Below are 12,234 nucleotides of genomic sequence, written 5' to 3' on the forward strand. Positions count from 1 at the left end.
GGGAGCTTGCTCCCGCTGGGGCGCAAAGCGGCCCCTCTTCTGCTGACGAAGCAGCTTGTTACCGTTGAATTACGCAGCGACCTGACAAACAGATTCAACCTTTCGTAGAATGCCGCCGTGGCTATGGAACACCTTCCTTCTAACCTCCTATGACCTAGGGGTTTCGCTCTCCACACTGCGCCTGCTTCTAGCAGGCGTTTTTACTTCAACTGCAACGCGAGCACGACGGTGGCCAAGGGAGAAAATCTAGTATGAATCAGGGGTTGTTCCTGCGTCGCCGTAGCAAAGTTCACGTCCCCATCGGCACTGGCGGTGCCACGCGTGCGCAGGTCGCATCGGCGGTCCGGGAAGTCGCGGCGTTCCGATGTGTACTGTCAGAATCCCTGATTGAGCAAATCGCCAAGTTGTCAGCAACAGAACTCAAGTATTGGCTGCGCGAAATTATCGGCGTTCTTCGGCGGGAAACTGGCGCTCATGTACATTACAAACCCTTCTACCCAGACTTTCCAGAGCAGGTCCTGACGGCCTCAGAGGCGGAGTTGTACCTTAATGCCGTCATTCACTGCTTAACGCTATTACGTTTACCACCCACCGAACACGCTCGACCTGCGATGCTTGAAGGCAACTTCATATCCCGCGTTATCGAACCGGGAAGCGTCTCCGAGTTCGAGTCACTCCTCGAACCGCTGATTTCATCACGCACCTCGCTCTCCGAACAGGAAACAGCCGACGTCATCTGGTTTATTCGAAAGTATCAAAGCGATGTGTTTCGACTGCTGCCTGAGTCCGTGCCGTTTCGGGAGATCCGTGCACTAGTTGGCGGTGCACTTATCCTGCACGTAGCCGGCGATGCGCGGGTAGATACATTCCTGGAACGAAACGCCGAAACGGCGACAGACGTGCTACGGCTCGCTGTTGCGCTAAGTGGAGGAGACGTGTCACTGACGACAGCTTCGACACGTTTTAAAGCGATGAAGCGCTCAATGCGTCGCCTGCTGTTGCGCCTGCTCGACAAAACACTCAACGTTGCAGAAGACGTGATGCGGCATGCAGAGCGATGGAAACGCCTGGCTGAAGTACTGCATCCGGGCGACTATGCCGATAAGTACCCACGAGCGCTGGCCGCCATCACGGCAGCACGTCGCAACGAAACGCCAGACTCATTTGGATCACGAGTCGAAACATTGCTTGCCCAGCGTGACATCGCCGCGCTTACGCCCATACTACAAAACCGCCCAGGCGAGTTCGCAAGACGGCTGGACGTGACCCTTCGGCGTGCAACGGCACCAGAATCGGTCCTCGACGCGTTCGAGGCGGTTGCGGCACAAGTGTCCTCACCTGTTCTGCTGCAGTTGCTGGCTCAGGTACGCGCTCCTCGCCCACTCCCCCTGCGAGCATTCACACCCAAAGGCGCACTCGCCAAAGTCTACGCAATCAAGGATCGACGCGAACCTCTAGCCCCCAACGTGTTGGCTCGTGCAGCCACAATCTGTGAGAACGCTCTCGTAACGCGTTTTGCGTCACTACCGCCGCTAGGTCGCTGCTTTATCGATCCAGTACTACGCGAGTACAGGGTACCGCTGGCGCAGCGTGCCTCATCGAAAGCCCTGCGCACATTGGTTCGGGGCAGTCGGCTGCCTATACCTGACACCCGCTTCATTCGCCTGTTCCTCTGGTGGAAGAACGGCCATGGGCGTACAGATATCGACTTGTCCGCTGCATTTTTCGACGCCAACTTCGTGTTCATAGAAACAGTCGCTTACTACAACCTGAAGAGTTTCGGCGGCTACCACAGCGGCGACATCGTCGACGCGCCCGATGGAGCTTCAGAGTTCATCGACCTCGACCTTGATGTTCTCGTAGAGAAGGGTATTCGCTACGTTGTTACCTCTATCAACTCATACACCGAGCAGCCTTACTGCGACCTTCCAGAATGCTTCGCTGGCTGGATGGCTCGCGTCGATACGGCGTCAGGTGAAGTATTCGAGCCAAGCTCCGTGTTCGACCGTATCGATATCGCATCCAACACAGGGATCTGCCTGCCATTCGTAATGGACTTGCAAGAGCGACGCATAATTTGGGCCGATCTGGGGCTCACATCATCTCCGAGGTGGAACAACGTCGAGAACAACCTCAGCGGGGTGTCCTTGATGCTGCGAGCTTTAATACATACACCAAGGCCGGATTTGGAGACGCTATTCGACTTACATGCTCGAGCGCGGGGAGAAGGCGTAGCCTCATCGCAGTTGGCACAGACGGTGTTTGCGCCTGATCAAGGGATAACACCGTTCGATACGGATTTGATTCGATCACAGTTTCTCTAATATCTACGTCAGAATTTGCCAACGCCAAAAAGCCAAAAGCCCGCAATTACGCGGGCTCCAGGGCATTTCTTGCTAGATCGTGCCGGACAATGCCGGACGTCCCATCATTCCCACTCTATTATCAATGGACCTATCCAGGCCTTATAAATCAACACATTCAAACCACAGCGAAAAATAAGGCCATGAAAAATGCCATGCAGAGCCAGAAATCGGTCAAGACGCGGACTCAGAGCTGCTCGCTGCAAAGGCAGCCGATAGCTGCCGCTCCAAGATCGCCAACTCATCAGCATCCCCGTCACGAATAACCTCGGCCAACAGCTCAGCCGCGTACGCCGGTTCAGCCTGGAAAAGCTCTGACATTGCCTCATCGTGACTACGGTCTTTCATCGCTACCTCTGCACTCAATCCAGCGCATCACACGCTCAATGGTCAGATATCAAGAGCCGGTAAACCGTTCACGATGTCTTGGGTTTTGAGGCTCACGGTCACCACTCGCTGGAACAGCTCCAGCGGATACTTGGGATTACCCATGGTCTGGACAGCCCAATCATTCGCATCATTAACGATGCCGCTGGCCTTGTCGGGGCGTACCGCTTGGCGCTCCATAACCCAGTCCAAGGCGGACTTGCCATTAACCACATAGTCCCAGGCAGCCTCGGGGATGCCTTTCAGGGTGATACGTTGGTTGTATATGACGGTAGTCTTATCGCCCTTCTTGGCAAACTTCATCTTCTCTACATGGTAATCGGCGTCGGTGAGCGTGCTCTTGGTCTCGATGGTAAGCGGGTAGGGCTCGACGGTTTCGTAGTTTAGGTGAAGGCCGGCCAGAGCGCGACCAGCCTTGCTGAAGGCCCAGAAATCGGTGCCTTTCTTCACTGCCGGGATACGTGGCAGCTCCTTGCTCAGGTTGTCCGCATAGAGCTCGCGATAATCACGCGAGTGAAGGATGCCGTAAACGTAGTAAAACAGGTCTTCTTTGCTGATTTGCTCACCGGGATAGGCTGCCTGAAAGTGAGCTAGGCCAACATCGGTGATGGCATCGCGGCGGCGCATGTCACCTTCAATTGGCTCGTCAAAAAGATCGTTTTTTGAGGCGCGAGCAGCTCCATCATAGAGATACAAGGGGAAACCTTGATAGCCACCCATTCCAGGAGCGAGATTTAAGTCATGTGGCAAATTGGAAATCAAAGCAGAGAACCCTTTATCCCCTCCTTTCCCCGGGATACATATGGTTAAATTTTCAACAGAAGAAGCCGGATAAATAACAGGTATCTTATAGATACTGTTATTTAGTTTTTTATCAAAATAAAGCCAGCATTTTGAGAAGGGACGATACAACGCCGGAACAATTGCACGCTCATTGAATTCAAGCTTTCTACCCTTGACCAACTCACTAACCAAGTCATCAGACCAGCTTATGCTTTCAGGATTCCGATCAATCGCCAGGGTAGCATTTTTCTTGTCACCAGAGAAACGATCCACCTCACAATTGTAATTTTCAATCATTCTTTTTATATTTTCAGCTAACGAAATATCTGAATAATTGTAACACCACGCATCGCGATTGGTCTTTACCCCGCTTGAATACTCGGAAAATATAGATGCTTCACTCTTGCCCTTGTCGCCCAATACAATATGGTCTGAAAAACTGTTATCACGCTGATTCAGCCAATCCCCGTGCTCATCCGGAACAATTTTCTGCCATTGTTCAATACCTTGCACACTTGCATAATCAGCAATTTTTTCAAGCTTCTGCTCGCGGCTGAGGTAGTCCCCAATGTCATGGAAGTAGATTTGACCGCAAGCCTGCGCGTCCGGATTTTTGACCAATATTGATATGGCGATAGGGGCACGGCTGCCACTACCGAAAATCTTGCCCCCTTCCTTGCGAGAAGTTTCACCTGAAGTGCGCTGATTACCTCGCAGATGGAAGATATACAGGCTAGAAAATTCATCCGCTAAACATTTGCGAAGCCCATCTGCCGAATTTGACTCAAGGAAGCCCGCATTGGTAACAAACCCAATAATCCCCGCATCACCAACACGATCTGTCGCCCAGCGAATAGCTCGAATATAACTGTCGTACAGAGATTTTGTTAGTCTTGCAGACGAACGCACGGCATAAGTAGATTCAATATTTTTATCCAGCACAGTGTAAGATACATTCTTATTTCCGTCGTTTGCATCTCCCTGCCCGACCGAATATGGTGGATTGCCCACAATCACCCGAATATTCAGCTCTTTCTGTCGCTTGCGGCGAGCACTGTTATCAACCAATAAGGTATCAACCAGATCTTCCTTTTCATACATCTGGAAGGTATCGGTTAGACAGATGCCTTCGAACGGGGTGTATTCGTCAAGAACCTCGTCATGGTAGGCCGCTTCGATATTAATGGCCGCAATATAGTAGGCCAGCAGCACTAATTCGTTGCAGTGGATTTCATTCTGGTACTTGTGCGCAAGCTCGTCCGGCTTAATCAACCCAGATTGGATTAGGCGGGTAATAAAGGTACCGGTGCCGGTGAAGGGGTCAATGATGTGAACGCCCTTGCTGCCAAGGGTCTGGCCGAACTCCTGCTTCAGCAGGTGATTCACGCTGTGGAGGATGAAGTCCACTACTTCAACCGGGGTGTATACGATACCGAGGCGCTCTGTCATTTTGGGAAAGGCGTTGCGGAAGAACTTGTCGTACAGCTCGACGATGATCTTCTGCTTGCCTTGGGCGTTGTCGATGCCCGCTGCGCGTTGGCGCACGCTGGAGTAGAACCTCTCCAGAGTATCTGCTTCTTTGGTCAGGTGGTGCTCATGAAGCGCGTCCAGCACGCCTTGCATCGCCTTGGAAATGGGGTTGTGGCTGGCAAAGCTATACTGATCAAACAGCGCATCAAACACTGGCTTGGTTACCAGATGCTGAGCGAGCATTTCGACAATCTCGCCATCGGTGATGCTGTCGTTGAGGTCGTCGCGTAGCTCGGCGGCAAAGGCCTCGAAAGTGGCTTTTTCGTTGGTGTATTCCGGGTTCTCCAGAATGCCCTGGATACGGTCGATGTGGGTACGGGCGATCTTGGCAATGTCGTTGGCCCAATCCTCCCAGTGGTGGCGGTTGCCGCACTTATCGACGATCTTGGCGTAGATGGCCTTTTCGATTTCGCCGACTTCATAGACCAGATCACCCTGCTGGGTCATTTGGCCGGGAGCATCATGGTTCTTGGTACCAATCCCGTACTGACCTTTACCGGCCTTGCTGTTGCTGGTTCCAGAGGCTTTCTTGGCCTTCTTCTCGGCTTTGTCGGTGATGGCGATAACTTCCATCTTGCGTGGGTCAGAGCCAATCAGATCGAGCTTGTTGACCATGGCGTCGAAGCTGTCGTCATGCGAACGCAGCGCCTGAAGTACCTGCCAGACTACCTTGTAGGTCTGGTTGTCGTTGAGCGCTTCGTGCGGCTCCATGCCCGCCGGGATAACTACCGGCAACACGACATAACCACGTTTCTTGCCCGGTGCGTTACGCATCACGCGGCCTACGGACTGCACCACATCTACCTGGGAGTTACGCGGAGTTAGGAATAGCACCGCGTCCAATGCCGGCACATCCACGCCCTCAGACAGGCAGCGCACGTTGCTGAGAATCCGGCAAGTATTGGCAGGTGCTTCAGCCTTCAGCCACTTCAGCTTGGCTTCCTTCTGGCTGGCATTCATACCACCATCTACGTGCTCGGCCTCGCAGGTCAGCCGCGCAGCCTCGTCAATTTCCTCGGACTCCTGATAAGCCTCCACGACCGACTGGAACATGTCTGCAATGTTGACGGAACTGACCTTATGCTTGGTGCCCTTGTAATTAGGCGAAATGACCTGGCAGAACGCGACAGCACGCTTCATCGGTTCATCATCACCGACTAGCTGCTCATGTAGGCCCTGCTTTGCCAGCGCCTTCCAGCAACCGACGATCTTGGCCGCGTCATCTACTTTGAGCTGGTTGTTCTCGTCCTTCAGCATGTCTTGAAGGCGGCGACTGATGGTGCTCTCCTCGACGGTGAGTACCAGTACCTTGTAATCCGTGAGCAGGCCACGCTGGACAGCCTCGGAGAAGTTGATGACGAACAACTCCTTGCCGTAAAGGGCTTCGTCATCCATCGAGCAAAGCGTGACCTCACCGGACTCTGCCTTGACCTTGGCGCTGTCACCGTAGATACGTGGCGTGGCTGTCATATACAAGCGCTTGGCAGCGCGAATATCGGCACCATCGTGAATCCGTACGAAATTGCTTTCGTCGTCATCACCGAAGGTCGCACCTGTGGTGCGGTGAGCTTCGTCGCAGATGACTAGATCGAAGTCAGCCAAGCCATGCTCATGCTGGGCACGGCTGATCACATCGATAGAGTGATAGGTGGAGAACACCACGCTCATGTGCTCAGCGTCATGACGCTTGAGCATTTCTGCTGCCAGACGGTCCGCTTTGGTTGTGGCCGGGTAGCGCAGCTCGTGGGTGAACACCTGAACCGCGTCATCCTCGGCCTTGCGCTTCTTGCCTACGTCACTGTCGGAACAGACTGCGAAGCTGTGCAGCGGGATTACAGTTTCCTGCGTCCACTCTGTGAGTGTCTGCGACAGGAGGGACAAGCTAGGCACCAAAAACAGCACACGCTTGCCCTTACCAGCCAGGTGCTCAGCAATCTTCAAACTGGTAAAGGTTTTGCCAGTGCCGCAAGCCATGATCAGCTTGCCGCGCTCAGCATCCTTGAGGCCTGCGGCGACAGCATTCAATGCCGTCTGCTGGTGTTCACGCAGTTGCTTCTTGGATTTGAGCGCAACCGCTTTGCTGGACTGGTATTTGGCCCAGTCAATCTGGCTGTCTTCCAAGGCTTGCAGATCGATCTTGTTGATCGAAAGATGTTGGCCCTGCAAAGCATCCTCAGCGTGCTCGCTCCAGTTGTTGGTGGTCGTAACGATGATGCGGTGCGAGAACGGAGCTTTACCCGAAGCGGTGAAGAAACTGTCGATGTCCTTCTTCTGGACTTTGTAGTCTTCGGCGTACAGCTTGCACTGGATGGCGTGGTACTCGCCTGTGCCCTGAGTGCGCGCTACCAGATCAATGCCTGCATCCTTACCGCTCAAGCCCTGCTCTTTGGCCCAATCAGCGTACGTCCACACCTGGTCGTACAGATCACGGTAGGTCGCTTCGTTGCGTAGGTAGACGCAGATCAGCTCCTCAAAGTAGGTGCCCTTCTCGCGCTCAGTGACTGAGGTCGAACGATACAAATCCAGAAGCGCGGCAAGGGCCGACATATGCAATTCCTTTCAAAGCGGCTGACAGAATAAAAAATCGCCATTCTAGCAACTGCTGATACTGAATTGGATTGCACAATCCAGAGATTTCAGCCATGAGCCCTTACGATTTTCGAGGAAAAACGACAGCGCTCATTTTTTCTCGAATAGCCGCTTGCAACTCACGAAACTCAATCATCATCTGCTCGACCTCGACTGCGCTTGCTCCCTGGCCGTTTTTCTCCGCAAGCCAGAGCTTCAACAACCCAGCGACCCGTCCCAAGTCGCCATTGATCCTGCCTAGATCAGCCACCGCCTTGAGATCGACGACCGAACGGATCGGATGGTGGAGAGCTCCCGCCCGCAGTAAAGCAGATAGGGAAAGCCCAGCGTTGCGGGCGCGGCTTTCTATTTCTGCTTCTTCAACAGCAGTCACGCGAAACCGAAGCGTGCGGTCGCGGTTCAATCCCTCCTTTTTGGTGTCGCTTTGTTTTGGCATGGCTCCTCCTTTCTTGGATCGCGGCAGCGATTGATGGCCTCGCAGAGCAAGATGCCGTCGAACCGCAGGTGAGTAAGGTGGCGGTGTTTGTAGAGGAAGGGCGAAGCCGTGTAGCTACAAACACACATCTTGCCGTCCAGCTAGGCGCAAACATATGCGTATCTATGCGAACAGCTCAGAAGGAGCGATCATAAGCATACTTACGCATGTCTACGCTAGATTACGCATGTAAAATATGCAACTTTATGCGCATACTTGCGCAACCATGCTTAGGCGGACTCTGCGATGACAAAAACACCAAAAAAAGGGCTTACAGGTGCTGGCCGGGTCGCATTTTTAGCGCGTCTTGAGGAATTCCGTAGCCTGATCCAGGCGGGGTGGCCGGTGACGGTCGTGTACGAGAACCACGGTGGGGATAAAACTGGTCTGAGCTACAGCCAGTTCGCCCGATATGTCGGAAAATACATCCGCACGCCGACCAAGCGCGGAGATCAGCGCCCAAAGGTTGCAGAAGAGACACTACTTTCTACGACGCCACTGGTAGAACAAACGCAGTCTGGCGTGACGGTGCAGCCAAGCACCATGTCAAAGCGTCAACCTGGGTTCAGGCATGATCCTAACAGTGGCAACAATCGTGACGACCTGATCTAACATTGGTGGATGTCCGAGAGCTTCAGCGACCTCGCCTCTCTCAAGCGTACACGGCCATTAACGACGCAAAGATTTGCCCCCCCCCAGCATGCGACGCCGACTGATTGAAAATCACATTCCGTCGGTTCTTTGAGAGTTTTCTAGGAAACCTCATCGGCATTCGCCGCCAAATCGGCATCCTCCATGTCAACCTAATTAGCCAATCATTCCATCGATGCAACCGGCATATCGGGGCACGATCAAGCACGAATAATAGTGACTGATTGAGGTCGGCATATGCACCAAATAATCTCAAAGCCCATCAAAGACAGAACGCTGTCAGCTAATACCCCGCATAGAACGACCGCTTATGCGCTCGGGAAGCTTATTCGCCAAATGGCCAACAGCGCCAAGATTCTCGGAGCCGTTTTTGTAGGGATGGTATGCATCTCCCCTGCCCGTGCTTACGCAATCTATTGCTCGAACTGCTCGACGTTCTATCAGCAGATGTTCGAGTACGTCGAGGCCGTTAATACCGCCTTGAACACCGCCGAGACGTTACAGACGCAAATTCAGCAGTATCAGAACATGGTCACTCAAGGCACCGGCTTGCCTAGCTCAATGTTCGGCAGCGTCGCGGCCGATCTCAAAAAAGTGGCCCACATCTACACCCGCTCGCAGTCTCTAGGCCGCCAGATCCAGAACATGGACTCGCAGTTCAATACGGCTTTTCCCGGCTTTCAATCCTACCTGAATCAAGCTGCAAACTCGGCAGAAGTACCGTCGGGTGAGCGCTATCAGAAGTGGTCAGAGCAAAACCGCGACAGCGTGAAAATGGCGCTTGAGGCGGCGAACCTCAACACCAGCACTTTCGAGTCTGAGGATACCCAGCTCGATCACATGGTGGCTCGCTCACAGTCGGCCGTGGGCCGGATGCAGGCCATTCAGGCAGGCAACGAGATAGCCTCTCAGAACGTTCAGCAGTTGCAAAAGCTGCGCGATCTACTGGCCACGCAAATAACCATGCAAGGTAACTATATGGCTCAGCAGGGCGACCGGAAGGCTGCTAGCGAAGCCGCCGAGCAAAAGTTTGAGGCCCGTAAAAATAACTGGGGGCCTTCCGAGGATTTCTAACCATGTTCATATCCAAAAATCTGATCGTTGGGTTATGCATCGCCTCTGCTCTTGGAGGCTCTGCTCTATCTGGATTCATTGTTTCTATCCGCACCGATTGCGTGGCTGTTGAGCGGTCGATGCAATCAGACACGGATAAGAACTTTGAAGCACGGAAAAACAACTGGGGCCCGTCTGAGGATTTCTAACTATGCAACGCTCAGCATTTGTAGCACTGGTTATTGCAATACTCTTGCTTTCGACCGGTAGCGCGATGGCAGCAGGAGATGTAACTCAAAGCAATGAAATGAACGGGCTTTTGCGGATGCTCTATCAAGCCGCAAGTGAATGGTCGCCACGGCTACAGGGCTATGCACTCAAATTACTGGCATCTCTCGCTCTCATCCAATTGGTTTGGACGTTCATGCCATTAGTGATGAGACAAGCTGACTTAGGCGAAGTTGTCGGCGAGCTGATCCGCTTCTTCATGGTCATTGGCTTTTTCTACGCAGTCATTGAGCATTCCGTGCCATGGGCGACAGCCGTAGTGGACAGTTTTCGAGAAGCTGCGGGCACGGCTAGCGGTTTGGGCCGTGCGCTTCAGCCCGGTGATATGTTCGCGGTGGCGGTCAACTTCTCACGCACCATCGTGGAAGGCATTTCACTTTTTTCTCCGGGTAAAGCAATTCTTATCGCGCTTGTTGGCTGCTTGGTTTTACTGTGCTTCGCCTTTATCGCGGCATTTATGTTTGTGACGCTTGTAGAGTCGTACGTCATCATTAATGCCTCCGTACTGTTCTTCGGTTTCGGTGGTTCACAATGGACACGCGATTTTGCAATTGCACCACTCCGCTTCGTTGTCGCAGTAGGTGCCAAGCTGTTCGTCTTAACCTTGATCGTAGGAATTATTGTCACGTCGGCTAAGTCCTGGTTAGCGGCTTATACCAATGACGAAGCATCTCTGATGACATTGGCAGGTTTGGCTTTGGTATGCGCCTACCTGACCAAAACTATTCCCGAACTGATTGGCGGGATGATCAGCGGCACGTCAATGGGTGGAGGTTCGGCCATCGGCGCAATGGCAGCGGCTGGCGCTGCCGGTGCTGCTGCCGCAGTCGCCACCATGGCCACGGCCGGTGCCGCTGCGCCCGCCGCAGCTGGTGCGCTTGGCGCTGCCGGTGGTGGTGCAAGTGCCGCAGGGGCGGCTGGTAGCGGAGGATTGGCTAACTCTATCAACTCCAGCTTTGCCGGTGCGGCAAACTCCGGCATCGGTGCAGCGGCTTCAATGGGCAACGCCGCGTCCTCTGGAGTGGGTGCCAGTACTGGTGGCGCTGCAACCATCAAAGTCTCTACACCAGCAGGTTCGAGCGTAGGTGGCGGTACCACTAAAGCGACGCCCAGCCCTGCCCAGCCACCTAACAGCGGCGTGCAGCAGGCCGCCAAGCAGGCTGGAAAGGTAGTGCAAGACAACGACGACAAAGACAAAGACAAACAACAAGAGACACCCAAAAGGGGTACTGAAGTGTCGGGAAATTCCCTTTCTCAAGCGGCGAATGGAGGTGCGAAGGTGCTCGGGGTGATGGCTTCAATGGCTGTACCGGGCATGGAGAATGCGCACGGCCTATCCCTTGGTGCTGGATCAACCCCACCTTCAAATAGCGAGGCCAATTCGGCCGCTCCAAAGAGCGGCGGAGAGTTAGCCGCTGATTCCGAGCAGGGGGATTCCAACGTGATCCGTCCAGCCTCAGACGCAAGCCCTACTACTGGTCGCCTAGCCTCGCTGAGTGTGCCGGGTACGGCCTCCAACAACGAAAAAACGGAGAAATAATCATGATGGGCTTTCTGATGTTCGCTGGATTCGTAGTATTCGCCTTTACATTCGCCGTTGGCATGTGGGCACTCGGCCGGTGGCTGCGAAGCAAAGGTTACGGGCCGCAGCTAGACAAGTTGGATCGGCAGTACACGGCGTTGCAACTTTGCGTTAGGCCGCTCGCAATGTCCGCTTCATATCGCATGTTTGTCGGGGCACAGGCTCTGAATCGTATGCCTTTGCTGGGTAGCAAGACTAACGCTAACTTGAACCAGCAGGTTCTGACGGCGATCCGAGCGGCGCAGGAAGCCCAAAGGCTCGACTCCTCCGTCAACCGCTGACCCTACAATCCCCCGCCAGAGTGCGGGGGTTTGTTTCCTGGGGCCACCAAATCCAAGTAGTACGCACGGACTTGTCTCAACTCACCCCTTCAGCCCCCGCACGTAAGCGCAATCTCCCCCGGAGTTCGAAATCCATGCCGCCTATTACTTCGGACCTGCACCCTACTGGCACTCCTTCAGAACGACGACCCCAGACAGCCTTGATTCAACGCGCGGAAGGCTCTGCCATTAGTAATACGCACGGACTTTGAA

8 protein-coding genes are annotated in these 12,234 nt (G+C 53.8%); 6 read left to right on the top strand and 2 right to left on the bottom strand.

Annotation, left to right across the window (positions count from 1 at the left end; translation table 11 throughout):
* The first annotated feature begins 251 nt into the window (after nucleotides 1-251).
* Nucleotides 252-2,324, top strand: coding sequence for a TerD family protein (locus HBO10_RS15595; protein WP_034128013.1), 2,073 nt, complete (start codon nucleotides 252-254; stop codon nucleotides 2,322-2,324).
* Nucleotides 2,325-2,753: 429 nt separating this feature from the next.
* On the opposite strand, the gene HBO10_RS15600 is transcribed toward HBO10_RS15595, so the two are convergent.
* Together HBO10_RS15600 and HBO10_RS15605 are read right to left on the bottom strand one after the other, a co-directional pair.
* Nucleotides 2,754-7,610, bottom strand: a complete 4,857-nt coding sequence (locus tag HBO10_RS15600; RefSeq protein ID WP_169922022.1) for a type ISP restriction/modification enzyme — start codon at nucleotides 7,608-7,610, stop codon at nucleotides 2,754-2,756.
* Nucleotides 7,611-7,713: 103 nt separating this feature from the next.
* Nucleotides 7,714-8,088, bottom strand: coding sequence for a CopG family transcriptional regulator (locus tag HBO10_RS15605; RefSeq protein WP_169922023.1), 375 nt, complete (start codon nucleotides 8,086-8,088; stop codon nucleotides 7,714-7,716).
* A gap of 285 nt (nucleotides 8,089-8,373) precedes the next feature.
* Here HBO10_RS15605 and HBO10_RS15610 point away from each other — a divergent pair, with 285 nt between their 5' ends.
* The 5 genes from HBO10_RS15610 (at nucleotide 8,374) to HBO10_RS15630 (ending at nucleotide 11,982) form a co-directional block, all read left to right on the top strand.
* Complete coding sequence (locus HBO10_RS15610) at nucleotides 8,374-8,739, top strand: TraK family protein (RefSeq protein WP_169922024.1); 366 nt, start codon at nucleotides 8,374-8,376, stop codon at nucleotides 8,737-8,739.
* Between the two features lie 417 nt (nucleotides 8,740-9,156).
* Entirely contained in the window at nucleotides 9,157-9,852 is a 696-nt protein-coding gene (gene trbJ / locus HBO10_RS15615; RefSeq protein ID WP_186353443.1) for a P-type conjugative transfer protein TrbJ, read from the top strand.
* Nucleotides 9,853-9,854: 2 nt separating this feature from the next.
* Nucleotides 9,855-10,040, top strand: a complete 186-nt coding sequence (locus HBO10_RS15620) for a hypothetical protein (protein ID WP_053932020.1) — start codon at nucleotides 9,855-9,857, stop codon at nucleotides 10,038-10,040.
* Nucleotides 10,041-10,042: 2 nt separating this feature from the next.
* On the top strand, nucleotides 10,043-11,659 hold the full coding sequence (gene trbL / locus HBO10_RS15625; RefSeq protein WP_169922025.1) for a P-type conjugative transfer protein TrbL: 1,617 nt from the start codon (nucleotides 10,043-10,045) through the stop codon (nucleotides 11,657-11,659).
* 2 nt (nucleotides 11,660-11,661) lie between these two features.
* Complete coding sequence (locus tag HBO10_RS15630; RefSeq protein WP_169922026.1) at nucleotides 11,662-11,982, top strand: hypothetical protein; 321 nt, start codon at nucleotides 11,662-11,664, stop codon at nucleotides 11,980-11,982.
* Nucleotides 11,983-12,234: the final 252 nt, after the last annotated feature.

Source organism: Pseudomonas sp. WS 5503, assembly GCF_012985385.1.
Lineage (GTDB): Bacteria > Pseudomonadota > Gammaproteobacteria > Pseudomonadales > Pseudomonadaceae > Aquipseudomonas > Aquipseudomonas paracarnis.

Coding starts and splice junctions, on each gene's coding strand:
- HBO10_RS15630 (WP_169922026.1), top strand. CDS start 11,662: ATGATGGGCTTTCTGATGTTCGCTGGATTCGTAGTATTCGCCTTTACA.
- HBO10_RS15605 (WP_169922023.1), bottom strand. CDS start 8,088: ATGCCAAAACAAAGCGACACCAAAAAGGAGGGATTGAACCGCGACCGC.
- HBO10_RS15595 (WP_034128013.1), top strand. CDS start 252: ATGAATCAGGGGTTGTTCCTGCGTCGCCGTAGCAAAGTTCACGTCCCC.
- HBO10_RS15600 (WP_169922022.1), bottom strand. CDS start 7,610: ATGTCGGCCCTTGCCGCGCTTCTGGATTTGTATCGTTCGACCTCAGTC.
- HBO10_RS15620 (WP_053932020.1), top strand. CDS start 9,855: ATGTTCATATCCAAAAATCTGATCGTTGGGTTATGCATCGCCTCTGCT.
- trbJ (WP_186353443.1), top strand. CDS start 9,157: ATGGTATGCATCTCCCCTGCCCGTGCTTACGCAATCTATTGCTCGAAC.
- HBO10_RS15610 (WP_169922024.1), top strand. CDS start 8,374: ATGACAAAAACACCAAAAAAAGGGCTTACAGGTGCTGGCCGGGTCGCA.
- trbL (WP_169922025.1), top strand. CDS start 10,043: ATGCAACGCTCAGCATTTGTAGCACTGGTTATTGCAATACTCTTGCTT.